15 protein-coding genes and 1 tRNA gene are annotated in these 16,468 nt (G+C 65.0%); 10 read left to right on the top strand and 6 right to left on the bottom strand.

Going from position 1 to position 16,468, the window contains the following annotated elements:
• Nucleotides 1-20: 20 nt before the first annotated feature.
• Genes nrdE through nrdH form a run of 3 tightly spaced genes read right to left on the bottom strand, consistent with a single transcriptional unit; the run spans nucleotide 21 to nucleotide 2,844 of the window.
• The gene (gene nrdE, locus AQZ59_RS02375) at nucleotides 21-2,168 is read right to left on the bottom strand and encodes a class 1b ribonucleoside-diphosphate reductase subunit alpha (RefSeq protein ID WP_062612812.1); all 2,148 of its coding nucleotides are present in this window, start codon (nucleotides 2,166-2,168) and stop codon (nucleotides 21-23) included.
• Complete coding sequence (gene nrdI, locus AQZ59_RS02380) at nucleotides 2,153-2,554, bottom strand: class Ib ribonucleoside-diphosphate reductase assembly flavoprotein NrdI (protein WP_062612814.1); 402 nt, start codon at nucleotides 2,552-2,554, stop codon at nucleotides 2,153-2,155. Before nrdI ends, nrdE begins: the two co-directional genes overlap by 16 nt.
• A gap of 44 nt (nucleotides 2,555-2,598) precedes the next feature.
• Nucleotides 2,599-2,844 carry a glutaredoxin-like protein NrdH gene (nrdH, locus tag AQZ59_RS02385; protein WP_062612817.1) on the bottom strand — a complete coding sequence of 82 codons (246 nt, stop codon included), beginning with the start codon at nucleotides 2,842-2,844 and terminating at the stop codon, nucleotides 2,599-2,601.
• Between the two features lie 543 nt (nucleotides 2,845-3,387).
• Between nrdH and AQZ59_RS02390 the strand changes: the two genes are divergently transcribed.
• From AQZ59_RS02390 to mtnN, 3 genes are read left to right on the top strand one after another with little or no spacing between them, the layout of a single operon-like run.
• Complete coding sequence (locus AQZ59_RS02390; RefSeq protein WP_306452661.1) at nucleotides 3,388-3,843, top strand: Fur family transcriptional regulator; 456 nt, start codon at nucleotides 3,388-3,390, stop codon at nucleotides 3,841-3,843.
• A gap of 30 nt (nucleotides 3,844-3,873) precedes the next feature.
• Entirely contained in the window at nucleotides 3,874-4,335 is a 462-nt protein-coding gene (locus AQZ59_RS02395; RefSeq protein ID WP_082661095.1) for an S-ribosylhomocysteine lyase, read from the top strand.
• Entirely contained in the window at nucleotides 4,332-5,675 is a 1,344-nt protein-coding gene (gene mtnN / locus AQZ59_RS02400) for a 5'-methylthioadenosine/S-adenosylhomocysteine nucleosidase (protein ID WP_062612824.1), read from the top strand. Before AQZ59_RS02395 ends, mtnN begins: the two co-directional genes overlap by 4 nt.
• A gap of 18 nt (nucleotides 5,676-5,693) precedes the next feature.
• On the opposite strand, the gene AQZ59_RS02405 is transcribed toward mtnN, so the two are convergent.
• Nucleotides 5,694-7,799: a S9 family peptidase gene (locus AQZ59_RS02405; RefSeq protein WP_062612826.1), complete on the bottom strand. Its 2,106-nt coding sequence runs from the start codon at nucleotides 7,797-7,799 to the stop codon at nucleotides 5,694-5,696.
• An 87-nt stretch (nucleotides 7,800-7,886) separates the two neighbouring features.
• Between AQZ59_RS02405 and AQZ59_RS02410 the strand changes: the two genes are divergently transcribed.
• Nucleotides 7,887-8,582, top strand: coding sequence for a DsbA family oxidoreductase (locus AQZ59_RS02410; protein ID WP_062612828.1), 696 nt, complete (start codon nucleotides 7,887-7,889; stop codon nucleotides 8,580-8,582).
• 36 nt (nucleotides 8,583-8,618) lie between these two features.
• Here AQZ59_RS02410 and AQZ59_RS02415 read toward each other — a convergent pair whose 3' ends face one another.
• The gene (locus tag AQZ59_RS02415) at nucleotides 8,619-9,080 is read right to left on the bottom strand and encodes a ribonuclease H family protein (RefSeq protein ID WP_062612829.1); all 462 of its coding nucleotides are present in this window, start codon (nucleotides 9,078-9,080) and stop codon (nucleotides 8,619-8,621) included.
• 176 nt (nucleotides 9,081-9,256) lie between these two features.
• Here AQZ59_RS02415 and AQZ59_RS02420 point away from each other — a divergent pair, with 176 nt between their 5' ends.
• Nucleotides 9,257-10,165 carry a macro domain-containing protein gene (locus AQZ59_RS02420; RefSeq protein WP_062612831.1) on the top strand — a complete coding sequence of 303 codons (909 nt, stop codon included), beginning with the start codon at nucleotides 9,257-9,259 and terminating at the stop codon, nucleotides 10,163-10,165.
• A gap of 333 nt (nucleotides 10,166-10,498) precedes the next feature.
• Here AQZ59_RS02420 and AQZ59_RS02425 read toward each other — a convergent pair.
• Nucleotides 10,499-10,585: transfer RNA gene (locus AQZ59_RS02425), tRNA-Leu, on the bottom strand.
• Nucleotides 10,586-10,864: 279 nt separating this feature from the next.
• On the opposite strand from AQZ59_RS02425, the gene AQZ59_RS02430 reads away from it, so the two are divergent.
• Genes AQZ59_RS02430 through AQZ59_RS02450 form a run of 5 tightly spaced genes read left to right on the top strand, consistent with a single transcriptional unit; the run spans nucleotide 10,865 to nucleotide 16,401 of the window.
• Entirely contained in the window at nucleotides 10,865-11,563 is a 699-nt protein-coding gene (locus tag AQZ59_RS02430; protein WP_062612833.1) for an FhaA domain-containing protein, read from the top strand.
• On the top strand, nucleotides 11,560-12,051 hold the full coding sequence (locus AQZ59_RS02435) for an FHA domain-containing protein FhaB/FipA (protein WP_062612835.1): 492 nt from the start codon (nucleotides 11,560-11,562) through the stop codon (nucleotides 12,049-12,051). The genes AQZ59_RS02430 and AQZ59_RS02435 overlap by 4 nt, the downstream gene beginning before the upstream one ends.
• Nucleotides 12,048-13,412, top strand: a complete 1,365-nt coding sequence (locus tag AQZ59_RS02440; protein WP_062612837.1) for a PP2C family protein-serine/threonine phosphatase — start codon at nucleotides 12,048-12,050, stop codon at nucleotides 13,410-13,412. Before AQZ59_RS02435 ends, AQZ59_RS02440 begins: the two co-directional genes overlap by 4 nt.
• Nucleotides 13,409-14,965, top strand: a complete 1,557-nt coding sequence (locus tag AQZ59_RS02445) for an FtsW/RodA/SpoVE family cell cycle protein (protein WP_070808040.1) — start codon at nucleotides 13,409-13,411, stop codon at nucleotides 14,963-14,965. The genes AQZ59_RS02440 and AQZ59_RS02445 overlap by 4 nt, the downstream gene beginning before the upstream one ends.
• Nucleotides 14,962-16,401: a penicillin-binding transpeptidase domain-containing protein gene (locus tag AQZ59_RS02450; protein WP_062612840.1), complete on the top strand. Its 1,440-nt coding sequence runs from the start codon at nucleotides 14,962-14,964 to the stop codon at nucleotides 16,399-16,401. The genes AQZ59_RS02445 and AQZ59_RS02450 overlap by 4 nt, the downstream gene beginning before the upstream one ends.
• The last annotated feature ends 67 nt before the right edge of the window (nucleotides 16,402-16,468 follow it).

Genomic DNA, 16,468 nt, shown 5'->3' on the forward strand with positions numbered 1-16,468 from the left:
CTCGCGGCGGGCCGCCACCACTACAGCATGCAGGACACGCAGCCCTCCACCTCGGTACCCTCAAGGGCGGCCTGGCGGATGCGCATGTAGTACAAGGTTTTGATGCCCTTGCGCCACGCGTAGATGTAGTTGCGGTTCACGTCGCGGGTGGTGACCGTGTCCGGGTAGAACAGCGTGAGCGACAGGCCCTGGTCCACGTGCTGGGTGGCCACGGCGTACGTGTCGATGATCTTCTCCGGCCCGATCTCGTAGGCGTCCTGGAAGTATTCGAGGTTGTCGTTGTCCATGTAGGCAGCCGGGTAGTACACGCGCCCGAGCTTGCCTTCCTTGCGGATCTCGATCTTCGACACGATCGGGTGGATCGACGACGTGGAGTTGTTGATGTACGAAATCGAACCTGTGGGCGGCACCGCCTGCAGGTTCTGGTTGTACATGCCGTACTTCGCGACATCGGCCTTCAGCTGCTCCCAATCGGCCTGTGTAGGAATGTGGATGTCCGCGAACAGCTCCTTGACCCGGTCAAACTCGGGCGCCCACTCCTTCTCCGTGTACTTGTCGAAGTACACACCGCTGGCGTAGTCCGACTTCTCAAAGCCCTCGAAGACCTCCCCGCGCTCGCGCGCCAGCTCCATCGAGGCCCGGATCGCGTGGTAGGTCACGGTGTAGAAGTACATGTTCGTGAAGTCGAGCGCCTCGGGCGAACCGTAGAAGATCCGCTCGCGGCCGAGGTACCCGTGCAGGTTCATCTGCCCCAGGCCGATGGCGTGCGACATGTCGTTGCCGCGCCTGATCGACGGCACCGAGTCGATGCTGGTCTGGTCCGACACGGACGTCAGTGCCCGGATCGCCGTGCGGATCGTGCGCGCGAAGTCGGGCGAATCCATTGTCTTGGCGATGTTGAGCGAACCGAGGTTACACGAGATGTCCTTGCCCACGTGCTCGTAGGACAGGTCCAGGTTGTAGGTGGAGGCCTCTGAGACCTGCAGGATCTCCGAGCACAGGTTCGACATGGTGATGCGCCCGTCGATCGGATTGGCCCGGTTCACCGTGTCCTCAAACACAATGTAGGGATAGCCGGACTCGAACTGGATCTCCGCCAACGTCTGGAAGAAAGTGCGGGCGTTGATCTTCGTCTTCTTGATCCGTTTGTCATCCACCATCTCGTGGTACTTCTCGCTCACGGAGATCTCGGTAAACGGCACGCCGTACACCCGTTCCACGTCATACGGCGAGAACAGGTACATGTCCTGGTTCTGCTTGGCCAGCTCAAAGGTGATGTCCGGGATCACAACGCCGAGCGAGAGGGTCTTGATGCGGATCTTCTCATCCGCGTTCTCTCGCTTCGTGTCGAGGAAGCGCATGATGTCGGGGTGATGGGCGTGGAGGTACACCGCGCCCGCTCCCTGGCGGGCGCCCAGCTGGTTGGCGTAGGAGAACGAATCCTCGAGCAGCTTCATCACCGGGTTGACGCCGGAGGACTGGTTCTGGATCTTCTTGATCGGCGCGCCCTGTTCGCGCAGGTTGGACAGGTTGAGAGCGACGCCGCCGCCGCGCTTGGACAGCTGTAGCGAAGAGTTGATGGCCCGCGCGATGGACTCCATGTTGTCCTCCACGCGCAGCAGGAAGCAGGACACGAGCTCGCCGCGCGCCACCTTGCCGGCGTTGAGGAACGTGGGGGTGGCCGGCTGGAAGCGGCCGGTGATGATCTCCTCCATGAGGTCCATCGCCATCTGCTCATCCCCGCGCGCGAGGTAGAGGGCCACGATGCACACGCGGTCCTCGAAGCGCTCCAGGTAGCGTGTGCCGTCGAAGGTCTTCAGCGTGTAGGAGGTGTAGTACTTGAACGCTCCCAGGAAGGTGGGGAAGCGGAACTTGTGGGCGTAGCAGGCCTTGAACAACGACTTGATGAACGCGAAATCGTACTGTTCGATCACTTCCGCCTCGTAGTAGCCCTCGTCCACGAGATACTTCAGCTTTTCCTCCAGGTCATGGAAGTAGACCGTGTTCTTGTTGACGTGCTGAAGGAAGTACTGGCGGGCGGCCTGACGGTCGGCGTCGAACTGAATCTTCCCGTCGGCGTCGTAAAGATTGAGCTGGGCGTTGAGCGCGTGGTAGTCCAGCGCCGGGTCGAGGCTCTCCTCGCCCGTGTCCGTCAAAGTTGCGTCCAAAATTCTTCCAATCCTTTGCGAACCACATCGACATCCCGCGGGGTGCCGAGCAGTTCAAACCTGTACATGTGTGGGACCTTCGTTTTCGCGGAGATGATGTCCCCCGCGAGGCAGTAGGCATCGCCGAAGTTCGTGTTGCCTGCGGAGATGACCCCGCGAATGAGGGAGCGGTTCGCTTCGTCGTTCAAGAACTTGATCACCTGTTTCGGCACCGCACCCTTGGTGTTGCCGCCCCCGTAGGTGGGGGTGATGAGGACGTATTCCTCGGTGACGTGTAGGAACGGATCCTTCGCATATAAGGGAATGCGCTCGGCTGGGAAGCCGAGCTTATCCACGAAGCGCTTCGTGTTGTTGGTGGCAGACGAGAAGTAGACGATGTGTACCATCGCACACCCGGCGCGTTCGGGGCGACCGTAGCCGCCCCGAACGGTTAGGCCGACACTTCCGCTGCGGCGGTAGCGAGCGCCTTGATCTTGTCCGGGCGGTAGCCCGACCAGTGGTCGCCACCCGCGAAAATGACGGGTGCCTGCTGGTAGCCCAATGCCTTCACGGTCGCCAGCGCGTCCGCGTCCTCGAGAAGATCGACCTCCTCGAATTCGAGGCCGTGCTTCTTCAGCGCCCGCTTGGTGGCGGTGCACTGCACGCACGAGGGCTTCGTGTAGACGGTAATGGCCATCGCATTTCTCCTACTGTGCTGATAGATCGATACGGGAATCAACACTACACCTAGTGGCCGACAAACGGTTGACCACTAGATCATGTGTTGGCGGCGTGTCGGGGCGCGCCCCGCGCCGGCATGCGGATTTCCCCTTGTGGGAAGCTTGGCCGACGTCACGCTACGCATAACATCACACTTCGCCTTACCCACGTGAGGCTCCACAGCCAACGACGACGACCCGCCTCCGCCAGCCACGCACCCATCGTCCCACCCGCCTCCGACAGTTTATTTTGTCCACAAATCCACCGGCCTGTGGATAAAGTTGTCCCCGTTATCCACGGTTGTGAGCAGTTCTATCCACGATTGTGGACAGGTGCCCGCTGTTGTGCGCTCCGATGTCCGAAAAGTCCGCTCTCCGGCGTCGGCGTGTCGTACATCCATCCCGGCGTTTCGGCGGCGTGTCTGCCCACGCCGTCCACCTGCACACTCGTCCACCTGCACACTCACCCCCCACCCCGCCTAGGGCTGATGTCCTTGAATAAGTCCATTTTTATGTGGAAAATGGGACGCATGGACACGACCTTCGAAGAGCAACTGCGCGACGCCGGGCTGCGCGTTACCCGCCCGCGCCTGTCTGTGCTCGAAGAACTCGAGGCCTGCCCGCATTCCACGGCCGATTCGGTCCGCCAGGGTGTCACCTCCCGGCTCGGCTCCGTGTCCACGCAGGCAATCTACGACGTCCTGCACGCCCTCACCGAGAAGGGCCTGCTGCGGGAGATCGAGCCGCACGGTTCGGTCCCGCTCTACGAGCTGGCCCGCCACGATAACCATCACCACCTCGTGTGCCGTGCGTGCCGCACGGTGGTAGACATCCCGTGCGTCGTCGGTTCGGCGCCGTGTCTGGAGCCCTGCGACACGCACGGTTTCGCCATTGACGAGGCCGAGGTGACGTTCTGGGGCTACTGCCCCGATTGCGAACAGGCCCGTATCGCACAAGCGGAATCAAACGCTCAATAGGCTACAATGGGCTTCGTCGAAAGGAAGCCCATGAACAAAATGAACGTCGAGTCGTTCAACCTCGACCACACGGCTGTCGCCGCGCCGTTCGTGCGCATTGCGGACGTGAAGAGGTTGCCACACGGCGATGTTCTCACCAAGTATGACGTGCGGTTCTGCCAGCCCAACGTGGCACACCTGGACATGGCCGCCGTCCATTCCATTGAGCATTCCTTCGCCGAATACGCCCGCAACCACGCCGATCACGTGGTCGACTTTTCGCCCATGGGCTGCCAGACCGGCTTCTACCTCATCCTCGCCGCTGAGCCCGACGTCGACGCCGCCATGTCCCTCATCGAGCGCACTTTCCGCGACATCCTGGCCGCCACCTCCGTGCCGGCCGCCAACGAGGTCCAGTGCGGCTGGGGCGCCCACCATTCGCTTGAGGCGGCCCAAGCCGCCGTCGCCAACATGCTCGCCCAGCGAGACCTGTGGGGAGAAGTATTCGCATGACCAGCATTAACGCCATCATCGTCGCGGCGATGGTCGAGGAGATGAAGCCGTTTAACGAACTCCTTCCCGACTTCACCACCTCGCCGATCGCCACCCCGTTCGGCTCGGCATTCCTGGCCCGCAAGGGCCGCTCTGCCCTCCTTTTCCTCACCACGGGCATCGGCTCTGCCTGCTCCGCCGGCCTCCTGTCCTGGGCGCTCGCCAAGTACGAGCCGCGGGTGATCGTGTCGGTGGGCTCGGCCGGCGGGCTCGATTCCGATATCGCGATCGGGGACATCGTGGTCGGCACTCGCTACGTGCACGGCAACGCGGACGCCACCGCGTTCGGCTACGCGCCCGGCCAGATCCCGGGCCAGCCGCGCTACTTCCAAAGCACGGAGGCGCTCGTCCTTGCCGCGCACGCCGCCAGCCAGGCGGACCGCCGCACGCACGCGGGCCTGGTCGTCTCCTCGGACTCGTTCGTCACCGAGGCCAACGTCAAGGACACGCGCGACAAGTTCCCGGGCGTCCTCTCCGCTGACATGGAATCTCACTCGCTGGCCCTCATCGCCCATGCCTTCGGCATCCCGTTCGCGTCCGTGCGTTCAATTTCCGACGTCGTCGGCGCCACTACTGCCAAGAAGCAGGCCCAGACCTTCAACGCCCAGCTCGACGACGTCGCCCTCGCAGCCGCCAAGACCGTGCTCAACTTGCTCTCCCACACGTCCGTGTTGGACATCGAACGCTCCGGGCACGGGCCAGCCCAGCATTTTTCCAAGGCGTCACTCCAGTGCGCGCTCTACCTCATGCTCGCCAACGCGCACGGCCTGAGCCCGGCCACGGGCGAACTACCCGAGGTGCTCGAGGCCGCAGACAAGCACCTGGACGCGCTCGACCCGTCCAAGCGCAAGGAGGCGCTCGGCCTCATGCTAGCCGGCTACCAGTTCGCCGCCGAGAAGCCGACCGCCCCCCTCACCGCCAAGGACTACGACACGCACCGTACCGACTTCATCACCCACTACTCGAGCTCCGGCGCCGGTTTCCTCTGGCCGCCCACATCCCAAACCGTGATCAAGCGATTCAACGGCTACTGGAATGATGCCCTCACGTCGATCGGCCTCAAGCCCCGCCGCGGTCGGAACCGCGGCGGGCTGAAGTTCACTACCGACGACTACCTGTTCGCCATCCGCTCCTACCTCATCGACGCCCAGCGCACGCGCCGCCAGCCCTCCTTCAACGCCTACAGTACGTGGCTGAAGGTCTCCGGGCAGGCCGGCAAGCTACCCTCCGGCGCCGCGATCCGGCAGCGCTTCGGCTCCTGGAAGGAAGCGCTCAACGCCGCCGCGATCGACACGGACTGAGCGATCGGCGTCGTGAACCTAAGCGACGTCGAGCTGGCGCAGCACGAACGCGAGCTCGCGAGCGCGCCGCTCCCACCGGGCGTAACGCCCGGAACCGCCGGCGTGGCCCGCGACCTTCTCGGTGTGCTGGAGGATGATCCCGGAATCGTCGGCCACCACCTCGCGTAGCTCCTGGACCCACTTGGTGGGCTCGAGGTAGGACACACGGACGTCATTGAGCGAGGTGACGGCAAGGATCGCGGGGTAGCGCTCGGCGCGAATGTTTTCGTACGGCGAGTAGGAGGCCATGTATTCGTAGACCTCCTTCGACGTGATCGGGTTGCCCCACTCCTCCCATTCGCCGGCCGTCAGTGGCAGCTCGGGCTTGAGGATGGTGGTCAGGGCGTCGACGAACGGCACGCCCGCCAAGATCACTCGGTAGAGCTCGGGAGCCAAGTTGGTCACCGCGCCCATGAGCAGGCCGCCGGCGGAGCGGCCCTCCGCGGCAAGGCGCTCACCGTCCACGAGTCCCGTGTCGATGAGGTGGCGGGAGGCGGCCACGAAGTCGGAGAACGTGTTCTTCTTCTTGAGCAGCCGCCCGTCTTCGTACCACTGGCGGCCCATCTCACCGCCACCGCGGATGTGGGCCACGACGTAGACCACCCCACGGTCCAGGAGCGGCAGGCGCATGGGGGTGAAGTACGGGTCGTCGCAGATCTCGTAGGAGCCGTAGCCATAGATGAAGCCAGGGTTGTCGCCGGCGCGGTCGAGGTCGGCGCGGTGGGCGATGGTCAGCGGGATCTTCACCCCGTCCTCCGCTTCCGCCCATTCCCGATACTCGACGTAGGCCGCCGGGTCGTAGCCGGGCACTTCGAGGGTCTTGAGCGTGGTCAGCTCCTTATCCTTCACGTCCCAGTTGAGCCAGGTTTGCGGCTGGATGAGCGATTCGGCGACGACGTCGATCCCGGTCGTCTCCCACTCGTAGTTCGCGCTGATCTCCACAGTCATCGTCTCAGGGATCGGGAGCATGTACGGCTTGTCCCAGCCCTTGGCCGTGCGCTCGATGATCCGGATCTCGGTTCCGCCCTTGGCGCGCGTGTGCAGCGCCGCGAACGACTTGAACGCGGCGACCTCAAGGAAGCGCTCGCCGGCGGCCGGCTTGACGAGGCTCGTCCACTCGGTGACATCGCTGGGTCGGACCGGGGCGGTGGCCAGCTCAAAGCCAGGCTCTTCGGCGTTGTGGATGATGAGCAGCTCGTCGCCTGCCACCTCCGCCGTGTAGAACACGCCCTGCTCTCGCTCGCGCACGACGAAGCGCTCATCCGGGTCCGTGGTTGAGACCAGGTGGACCTCGGTCGTCTCGGTCGACGTCGACGTGATGACCAGCCACTTCCCATCCCGCGAGGAGTCACACCACAGGCCAAAGGCCTCGTCGTCCTCGCGCAGGATCAGCTGGTCCTCGTCCGGGTTCGTCCCCACCCGGTGGAGCCAGATCTCGTGGTGGCGCCATGCCTCGTCCACCCTCGTGTAGAACACACCGCTGGAATCTGCGAGCCACGCCAGCCCGTAACCGGCGCCCTCTACGGCGTCGTCCACCACCACGTCCCCGTCAATCTGGTGAATGCGCAGGTTAAACTGCTCGGCCCCGGTGGTGTCGACCGCGAGCGCGAACAGCCGCCCGTCCGGCGACACATCCCCCGAGCCGGTGGCGAAGTACTCCTCGTGGGCGCCGAGCTGGTTGCCGTCATACACGCAGGTCTCCCCCGCGAGCCGCGCGCCAGGTTTCGGGCGGGTCAACTCCCCCTTCTCCGTCTGCTTGTCCGCGCCGTTGAGCGGCACACGGAACAGACCACTGTATGGGCGGCCCTCCCATGTGCGGGTCCAGTACCAGTAGTCGCCCTGGCGGACCGGCACCGAGACGTCGGTCTCCTTCGTCCGCGCCGCGATCTCCGCCACGATCTGCTCGCGGAGCTCGGCCTGGTCCGCCGTGTTCTGGTCAAACCAGGCGTTCTCGGCGTCGATCAGGGAATGGGCCTTCTCCTCGTCCTCGCGTAGCCACTCGTAGTGGTCCGTGAAAGTGTGGCCGTGGAAAGTCCGCTCAAAGGGTATGCGCTCGGCGCGGGGTGCGCCCTCGGTGATGTTCATGACGCCATTCTAGGGGTTCGCCGGGCCGGGCTGTGACGAAGGCTCCACGAACGGCACTTTTCGTGCCCGATGAGTAGGGTGGGGTCCATGGAACATGACATCGTGGTACACGTGTGGTCCGACATCGCCTGCCCGTGGTGTTGGATCGGCAAGCACCGTCTGGAAAAAGGCATTGAGGAATCAGGGCAAAAGGTAGCCGTTGAGTACCACGCCTACCAGCTTCAGCCCGACGCCGCGGCGGCAGTCCCCTTCGCCACCTCCCTGTCGATGAAGGACTTCTCCGCCGACGAGGTCACCGAGGTGCTCACCTCCACCACCGAGCTCGCCGCCGACGAGGGCCTGGCGATTAACTGGAAGAACGTCACCGAGGTCAACACGTTCCTCGCACACCAGCTCGTCTACGCCGCCAAGGCCCGCGGCGAAACCCTCGAAGAAGCCGCACTCCTCGGGGCGCAGGCAGTGGAGCGCCTCTACTTCGCCCACTTCACCGAGTGCCGCAACCTCGCCGACACCGACACCCTCATCGAGATCGCCGCCGAACTCGGCCTCGACCCCGACGACGTCTCCGACGAACTCGAATCCGGCGAGCATTCCGACTCCGTACGCGCCGACATCGCCAGCGCCCGCTCACTCGGCATTGAGGGCGTGCCCTTCTACGTAGTGGGCGGGAAGTTCGGGATCTCTGGCGCCCAGCCCGCCGACGTGTACGCTGATGCGATCAAGCGCGCCGTGGCCGAAATGCAGGTGTCCCACGCGCAGGAAGTCCCGCTCGAACAGGGGTAGTAGCACGCGCGGCCAGCGGCCGCGCGTGCCCCGCTCCTAGGCGTGCAAGTTCGTCTGCTCGACCGCCAGGCGGTCGGCCAATTCATTCGCCGCGTCCCCGGAATGGCCCCTCACCCATTCCACGTCGGTACGCCCCGTGCGCGACTCATACAAATTCACCATCTTCTCAATCAGCTCCCGGTTGAGCACAGGCTTACCGTCCGCCTTCTTCCACCCGCGCCGGCGCCACCCCGGCGCCCACTCCGTCATCGCCTTAATCACATATGACGAATCCGAGCGCAGCAGCAGGTCCGCCTCCGGCCCCGCAAACTCCAGCGCCGAAATCATCGCCGTGAGCTCCATGATGTTGTTCGTAGTCTGATGCGCACCACCCGCAGCCGTGCGCCCCGAATACTGCTCCACCCACGCCCAACCGCCCGGGCCCGGATTCCCCGAGCACGAGCCGTCAGTCGCAATCACCAGGTCATAGCCCGCCTTGGGCCGTCCAATCTCAGTCATGCCCCCATCATAACGAGCGCCTCCGACAACTCTTCCCGCGCCCACCCGCAGGCGGCCGTGCAACCCCGCGCGCCCGTTGTCGTGAAACGCCAGCCCGCGCGTCGTCGGCACGCCCCCACAGTTCCAGCGCGCCGCGAACTCGGGTAACCTGGGGGTATCAAACTGAGGAAGGTACGATGCTCCAACTCGACGACTATAAGGACGCAATCAAACTCTCGGAGCCATTCCCCGAGCCCAAAGACGACACCCGCTCCACCTACGACCTGTTGATGACCGCCCTCGGCGGCCTCAACCACAAGCACTACACTGGCACCGGCTCCATCGCCCACCTCTCCACCGACGACGGCCTGCTGCGCTGGCTCCAAGCCGAACTCGCCCTGCGCGAACCCGGCCCGCTCAACCCCATCGCCTCCCGCGCAATCAACACCCTGCTCTACAGGCAGGTCGGCGAACACGGCCGCGTCGAAGCCAAGAACCTCCGCCGCATCCACGACCTGCTCCCCGAAAACGACTTCGACTCCTCCACCGAAACCGTCCTCTTCCGCGGCGACATGCGCCAACTCGTCATCGACGCCATCGTCAACACCGCCCTGCCCACCCTCACCGGGTGCCGCATCCCGCTCCATGGCTGCCTCGACTCCGTCCTCCACGCCCAAGCCGGCCCTTGGATGCGCAACGACTGCGCCACCATCATGGAACTACAGGGCACCGACGTCGAAGAGCCCGGCCAAGCCAAGGTCACGCGCGGCTACCGCCTCCCCGCCAAATACGTCATCCACACGGTGGGGCCCTCCGTGCGCGACGGGATCATCGCCGACGACGACGTCGACATCCTGTACAACTGCTACTGGAACGCGCTCGAGCTCACGCGGCAAATGCCCGACGTGAGCTCCATCGCCTTCCCTGCCATCGCCACCGGCTACAACGCCTTCCCTATCCGCAAGGCGGCCACCATCGCCCTCGACGCGGTCAACACCTGGATGGACAAGTACGGCCAATGCCTCGACCTCATCGTGTTCTCCGTGCACTCCGAGTCCGACGCGCTCACCTACGCTGACGTCATCAACACCTGGATTGACGACTAGGGCCGGGCGGCGAACAGAGAAAAGTGCGGGCCGGGTGGCCCGCACTTTTTCTGTCAGCCTCTTAGGCGGCGGCCTCCACGCGGTCCTTTTGGATAAAGCCGAACACGGTCAGCGCCGGCGGGTTTGGATCAGCCGATAATACCCCCGCCGAGTGGCTGCTACCCGGGGGCGCCGACACAACTCGTGAACCTGAGGCCCACCAGGCCCCTATAGCAATCGTCAGCCGATATATTCACGACTTCTGTCGGGCAGACCGGCGGGACCTTGGTGCGCGGCGCCGATAATCTGGTCAGCCAGGGCGGGCAAAGAAAAAGGCCGGTTTCCCGGCCTTGTTGGTGCTCGAGGGGGGAGTTGAACCCCCACGCCCTCACGGGCACACGGACCTGAACCGTGCGCGTCTGCCTATTCCGCCACTCGAGCAAGCGAAAGACAGCCTACACGCACATGCGCTCCCTCTCCAAGTCGCCGCCGCCGACTATGCCGCGTTTCTCACTTTCCATCTTCCGCCGCCGCACTCGGCCCCGGCCCCCGCCCCCGCCACACCCACGTGTCCGCCAGCGCCCCACCCCACACCCCATGTCCGCCCACCGCGCACACCGCACTCCCAGGCTGATCCACTTGGATCTCAGAACGAGTAGCCTAGGAAATGAACTATCGATTCAGCTGCGTCGGTGACGGCGAGAGTGCGAAAGGATGACGATGGGCGCATTCGACAGGATTGAGCGCGGGATGGAGAACGCGGTCGAGAACGTGTTTTCGCGCGCGTTTCGCTCGGATCTGAAGCCGGTGGAGTTGGCATCGGGCTTGAAGAAGTCGATGGATGATCGGGCGGCGGCGGTCAGCCAGGAGCGCGTGGTGGTGCCGAACGAGTTTGAGATCCTGCTGTCGGAATCGGATTTCCACAAGTTGGAGGAGTGGGGTGAGGACGCGATGCGCGACGAGCTAACGGATATCGCCACGGCCCACGCCCGCAACCAGGCGTACACGTTCCTGGGCCCGATCAAGATCACGTTCAATTCCACCCCGGAGTTGTCGCGCGGCAAGCTCCTGGTGCGCGGCCGGTCGAAGCGCGGCCCGGCGGCCCCCGCTACCATGCCGGAGGCCTCGCCGGAGAACCCGATCATTGAGGTGGCGGGCGAGCGCTATTTGCTCACGGGCGCGGTCACGGTGATTGGCCGTGGATCATCGGCGGATATCACTGTTGACGACGCCGGTGTCTCCCGCCGCCACCTCGAGCTCCGCGTGACCCCGGGCGGGGTCATCGCCACGGACCTCGACACCACGAACGGCACGTACGTGGAGGGCCATCGGATCACGGCGGCCACTCTCCTGGATGGCAACACGATCACGATTGGCCGCACGCGCATCATGTTTTGGACGAGCCCGGAGATGCTATGAGTGCCCTGGTCATTGCGCTTTTCCGCTACGGGTTCCTCATTCTCCTGTGGCTGTTCGTCTTCGCTGTGGTGCTCACGGTGAAGAAGGACGTGCACGGCACGCGCGTCACGTCCCGCACCCCGGGCCGCGCTTTCAACCGCCCCGCCTCCCGAACGACGCCGCAGCCCCGCCGTTCGTCCACCCCCGCGCCTAGCGCCTTAGCGCACCCGCACCTGGTGGTGAGCGGAGGATCCCTAGCCGGCAGCACGATCCCGCTGTCGGGTTCGATCACGGTGGGCCGCTCCCCGGATTCGGCGCTCGTCCTTGACGACGGCTACACCTCGGCCCGCCACGCCCATTTCTACACGGATGGCCACGATTGGTACGTGGAGGATCTGAATTCGACGAACGGCACGTGGGTGGGTGGCACCCGCATTTATGAGCCGACCCGCCTGGGCTTTGGCACGCCCGTGACCATCGGTAAGACAACCCTGGAGTTACGCCAGTGAGCATTTCTTTCCGCTGCGCAGCAGCTTCCGACGTCGGCCTGATTCGCAAGTCCAATCAGGATGCCGGTTATGCCTCCACGAATCTCATCGTGTTGGCTGACGGGATGGGCGGAGCGGCTGGTGGCGATGTCGCGTCGTCAGTGGTGGTGGCGCACTTGGCGGAGGTGGATGATAGCCATCAGGCCGAGGACCTCCTGCCTCTGCTGACGGCAACGCTCGAGGACGCGCACGCGGACCTCATTCAGCGCTCGGCGGAGACGACGTCGCTGGCGGGCCTTGGCACCACGTGCATCGCGATTTTACGCGCGGGCAACAAACTCGGCATGGTCCATATTGGCGATTCGCGTGCGTACCTCCTGCGGGAGGGCACGCTGACTCAGGTCACGCATGACCACACGTTGGTCCAATACCTCGTGGATCAGGGGGAGATCACGCCGGAGGAGGCGGAGAATCACCCGAAGCGCAACGTGATCATGCGCAACATCGGCGACACCCCGGAGCCGCTGGAGATCGACCGTTCGATCCGCGAGGCCATCCCTGGCGACCGCTGGTTGCTGTGTTCGGATGGTCTGTTCGGCGTTGTGTCGAAGGAGCGCATCGCGAAGACCCTCACCGATTACCGCGACCTGGAGGCGTGCGCGAACCGCCTGGTGGACCTGGCGCTGGCCGCCGGCGCGCCCGATAACGTCACGGTGGTGTTGGCCGATGTTGTCGACGACGACGTCGCCCCGGCCCCGCCCCTCATCGTGGGTTCGGCGGCGGTCGATGCGCATAAGCCGACGCGTGGCACGGCGTCGGCGGCGGGGAAGCTGGCGCGGTGGACGCCGGGTGAGACGGATGAGGCGGGCGAGGTCGAACCGGAGCGACGTAGCCCGTGGGCGCGGATTGCGGCCACGATCGCGGTGCTCGGCATTTTTGCGGGCTCCCTGTTTGGCGCGTATGCGTGGACCCAGACCCAGTATTACGTGACGCAGGCGGGCGGGAAGGTGGCGATTTTCCAGGGCGTGCCGCAAAAGCTCGGCCCGCTCACCCTGTCCCATCTGCATGAGAAGACGGACGTTGAGGTGGTGAGCCTTAAGGCGGTGGCCCAGGCGCGTATTGCCGAGCCGATCACGCGCGGGTCGTTGGAGGAGGCGCGGACGGTCGTCGCGGATTTGTCGGCGCAGGTGCGCGAGCCGGACCCGATCGTCGGCGAGCGCCCAACCCCTGAGCCGTCCGCGTTCCCGCCGACGGGCACGGAGCCTTCGCGCGATCCGTCCGGAGATCCGTCCGGCCAGACACCGGCCCCGACGACGACGCCCGCCCCGACCAGCGGCACCACGGTCCCGGCCCCCACGGACCCACGGGAGGAGAGGCAATGAGCGTGGTGACTCAGAAGACCGCCCGGACGGGCCGTTTCCGCGAGCTCCTTCTCCTGATCCTGGCGCTGGCGGCGTGCCTGCAGGCGTGGGTGATCGTGCACCACAGCGTGAGCGTGGAGGAGGTCTCGGCGCTTCCAGAGAATTTCTGGATGGTGGCGGGCGCGGCCGCCAGCCTCATTTTCGTGGCTCACCTCGTGATCCGTTGGCGGGCGCCGTGGGCGGACCCGGTGTTTTTCCCAATCGCGGTGACCCTCACGGGCCTGGGCCTGGTGATGATTCACCGGATTGACTATTCGCTGGTTGCCAAGGGGAACGCTCCGCTTGTGGGCGGGCAGTTCATGTTGGCGGGCGTGGGCGTGGTGCTCATGGTGGCCACGGCCGTGGTGGTCCACCATCGGGCGCTGCGCCGCTTCACGTTCATTTCGCTCGCGCTCGGCACGATCCTGTTGCTTTTGCCGATGGTGCCGGGCCTTGGCGTGTCGATTTACGGCGCCCGCATTTGGATTCAGGTGGCCGGTTTTTCCTACCAGCCGGCCGAGCTGGCCAAGATCTTCTTCGCGGTGTTTTTCGCGGGCTACCTGGTCAGCCAGCGCGACAACCTGGCGCTTGCCGGCAAGAAAGTGCTGGGCATCCAATTGCCGCGTGCACGCCACTTCGGCCCCCTGCTCGTGGGTTGGATGGGCTGCATGGGCATCCTCGCGATGGAGAAGGATTTCGGCACGGCTCTCCTCTTCTTTGGCCTGTTCGTGGCGATGCTTTATGTGGCCACCGAGCGCGTGTCGTGGATCGTGATCGGCGGGATCCTCACCACGATCGGCGTGTATTTCCTCGTCCAGATCATGCCGCACATTCAGGCCCGCTTCGACATCTGGCTCCACGCCCTCGACCCAGAGGTTTACAACGCCAAGTACGGCTCGTGGCAGATTGTCCAGGGTTGGTTCGGGATGGCGTCGGGCGGGTTGCTCGGCACGGGCCTCGGCCGCGGGTATCCTGGCAACACGTTCGCCGCGAACTCCGACCTCATCGTGGCGTCCTTCGGGGAGGAGCTGGGCCTCATGGGCCTGCTCGCGATCTTCTCGATCTACCTCCTCCTTGTTCAGCGCGCGTTCAAAACCGCGCTCGACCTCCGCGACGGCTTCGGCAAACTCCTCGCCTCCGGCCTCGGCTTCACCGTGGGCTTGCAGTGCTTTATCGTGGCCGGCGGCGTCACGGGCATTATCCCGCTGACGGGCCTCGCGATCCCGTTCCTTTCCCTCGGCGGCTCGGCGCTGCTGACGAACTGGATCATCATCGGCCTGCTCATCCGCATGTCCGATGCCGCCCGCCGCCCCGCGCTGCCCTCCTCCGCGCCGTTGCCGGAGCTGCCCGATTCTCCCGACGACGACTGGCCCAATTCCGACTGGCCCTCCGCCTCGCGTAACACCGAGGCTTCCGACGACGCCGGCGCGCCCGTTTCCGCCGCCGCCCCAGCTGACGCCGACGCCGGCGCGCCCGGCGGTCCTGCCGATAGCGTTTCCGACGCCGACCGCTACCCCACAGAGGTGGTCCGATGAATCCGCCGCTACGCAAGCTATCGGTCGTCGTGACGATCATGTTTTTGACACTCATGGCGGCGGCGACGTCGTTGCAGTTCTTCCGAGCGCCCTCGTTGAATGCGGACGCACGCAACGCCCGCACGCTATATAAGGAGTATGGGGTCAAGCGCGGCCCGATCATCGTGGCGGGTGAGGCGATCACGGGGATCGAGAAGATCGACTCTCCTTATAATTACCTGCGCACCTACCTGCAGCCGGAGCTGTATGCGCCGGTCACGGGTTATTTTTCGGTGATTCACAACGCGATCACTGGGATCGAGCGGGCGGAGAACGGGATCCTGGGCGGATCCGATTCGCAGCTGGCCACCCAGCACTTGCAGGAGTTGCTGACGGACGCGGACCCGGAGGGCGGGGCCGTCTCGCTCACCATTAACCCGGCTGCGCAGCAGGCCGCGTGGGATGCACTTGGGGACAGGCAGGGCGCCGTCGTCGCGATCGAGCCGTCCACGGGGAAGATCCTCGCGCTTGTCTCGAAACCCACGTTCAACCCGAACCAGATCGCCTCGCACAACCGCGAGGAGGCGACCACCGCGTGGGAGACCCTCAACGCGGACCCGGCCAAACCCCTGCTCAACCGGGCGATCGGGGACGACCTCTACGCACCCGGCTCAGTGTTCAAGCTCATTACCGCTGCTGCCATGATCGAGAACGGGCTGACCGCTGACTCCGGCGTCGAGGCCCCCTACACCTACTCTCCGCCCGGCACGTCGCACGAGATCTACAACCCCGGCCAGCGCCAGTGCGGGGACGGCTCGGGCACAGTGCCGTTGCGCGTGGCGTTCACCCAGTCGTGCAACACGGCCTTCGCGATCGGCGGCCTGAACCTGGGCGCGGAGAAGATGCGCGCCATGGCCGAGGCGTTCGGCTTCGGGCAGGACCTCGACATCCCGCTGTCCGTCCGCCCCTCACAGTTTCCCGAGCCGGCCGACGACGCCGCTCTCGCCATGGACTCCTTCGGCCAGCGCGACATCCTCGCATCACCAATGCAGATGGCTATGGTCGCGGCGGCGGTGGCCAACGACGGGCGCCTCATGACCCCCTACCTCGTGGACCAGACGTTCACCGCGGACCTTGGGGTACTGTCCACCACCGCGCCCACCACGTTCTCCAACCCGATCTCGAAGAGCACCGCCGAGCAGATGCGGTCGATGATGATCGACGTCGTAAACAAGGGCACCGGGTCGTACGCCGCGCTGAACTACGTGCAAGTGGCGGGCAAGACAGGCTCGGCCGAGGTCGGCGCCGGGGTGGAGCCGCACGCGTGGTTCGCCGGGTTCGACGCGACGGACGATCCGAAGGTGGCGGTGGCCGCGCTCGTCGTGAACGGGGGCGACGGCGGGTCCAACGCCGGGCCGGTCGCACGGGCCGTCATCGACGCGGTGGTGGGCCAATGAACTGTAATCGTTTCGTGACCTCACTAGTTGGCAATCACGCGCCGATGTGGGGCAGTATGTTTGAAGG

Source organism: Trueperella bernardiae, assembly GCF_001469025.1.
Taxonomy (GTDB): Bacteria; Actinomycetota; Actinomycetes; order Actinomycetales; family Actinomycetaceae; genus Trueperella; species Trueperella bernardiae.

Coding starts and splice junctions, on each gene's coding strand:
- AQZ59_RS02415 (WP_062612829.1), bottom strand. CDS start 9,080: ATGACTGAGATTGGACGGCCCAAGGCGGGCTATGACCTGGTGATTGCG.
- AQZ59_RS02445 (WP_070808040.1), top strand. CDS start 13,409: ATGAGCGTGGTGACTCAGAAGACCGCCCGGACGGGCCGTTTCCGCGAG.
- nrdI (WP_062612814.1), bottom strand. CDS start 2,554: ATGGTACACATCGTCTACTTCTCGTCTGCCACCAACAACACGAAGCGC.
- nrdH (WP_062612817.1), bottom strand. CDS start 2,844: ATGGCCATTACCGTCTACACGAAGCCCTCGTGCGTGCAGTGCACCGCC.
- AQZ59_RS02435 (WP_062612835.1), top strand. CDS start 11,560: ATGAGTGCCCTGGTCATTGCGCTTTTCCGCTACGGGTTCCTCATTCTC.
- AQZ59_RS02430 (WP_062612833.1), top strand. CDS start 10,865: ATGGGCGCATTCGACAGGATTGAGCGCGGGATGGAGAACGCGGTCGAG.
- AQZ59_RS02395 (WP_082661095.1), top strand. CDS start 3,874: ATGAACAAAATGAACGTCGAGTCGTTCAACCTCGACCACACGGCTGTC.
- mtnN (WP_062612824.1), top strand. CDS start 4,332: ATGACCAGCATTAACGCCATCATCGTCGCGGCGATGGTCGAGGAGATG.
- AQZ59_RS02390 (WP_306452661.1), top strand. CDS start 3,388: ATGGGACGCATGGACACGACCTTCGAAGAGCAACTGCGCGACGCCGGG.
- AQZ59_RS02420 (WP_062612831.1), top strand. CDS start 9,257: ATGCTCCAACTCGACGACTATAAGGACGCAATCAAACTCTCGGAGCCA.
- AQZ59_RS02405 (WP_062612826.1), bottom strand. CDS start 7,799: ATGAACATCACCGAGGGCGCACCCCGCGCCGAGCGCATACCCTTTGAG.
- AQZ59_RS02410 (WP_062612828.1), top strand. CDS start 7,887: ATGGAACATGACATCGTGGTACACGTGTGGTCCGACATCGCCTGCCCG.
- AQZ59_RS02450 (WP_062612840.1), top strand. CDS start 14,962: ATGAATCCGCCGCTACGCAAGCTATCGGTCGTCGTGACGATCATGTTT.